Source organism: Neobacillus sp. PVCKKU3 (assembly GCF_058323225.1).
Genome location: NZ_JBLVQN010000105.1, coordinates 1 through 595, shown reverse-complemented (window position 1 = coordinate 595; position 595 = coordinate 1). Strand labels below are relative to the sequence as shown.

The 595-nt window shown below is 35.6% G+C and carries 1 protein-coding gene; it reads left to right on the top strand.

The window, feature by feature from the left end; translation table 11 throughout:
• Positions 1-266: 266 nt before the first annotated feature.
• A partial coding sequence (locus ACNQGS_RS29045) for a site-specific integrase (RefSeq protein ID WP_491490394.1) occupies positions 267-595 on the top strand: 329 nt, incomplete at its 3' end.

Below are 595 nucleotides of genomic sequence, written 5' to 3'. Positions count from 1 at the left end.
AGAAGAACGAAATCGCTCCGCGATGGCTCTTTAAAAGCCCGCTCAGACCGAAAAAAACATAAAAAAATGAAAAAGTATGCCTTTTGTGGTATTGTTTAATCGCCAAAGAAAACAAACCATAGAAAGACATACTTTTTCATAATGAAGATTGTAACACTATTACTCCAAAAAATACATATTAATATTTCCCATATTTCCGAGAGAGCTCCTCCTGCCTTCTGATCATTGATTTATTTAACTTTAAACAATCATCAGGAGGAAACACTATGAAACAATATGATCAAGAAATTGAGCTTTTCTTTGAACTTAAGGGAACCCCAGACTCCACTCGAGAATCCTATTGGCGAAGAATGCGGGTCTTTTTAAACTATATGAAGGAACTTAAAAGACCCATTGAAGAAATGACCTTTGAGGATATCCAACAATATATCCTTTATCTCAAACGAGAAAAAGAACTTACGGCAGGGACCATCAATAATTACATTTCAGCCATTAAGTTTTTCTATACCTATGTTTTAGAAAAGGAATGGAACTCAATGAAAGTTCCAAGGATGAAAAGAACTCAGAAGTTCCCTGTTGTTCCCTCCCGGGAAGA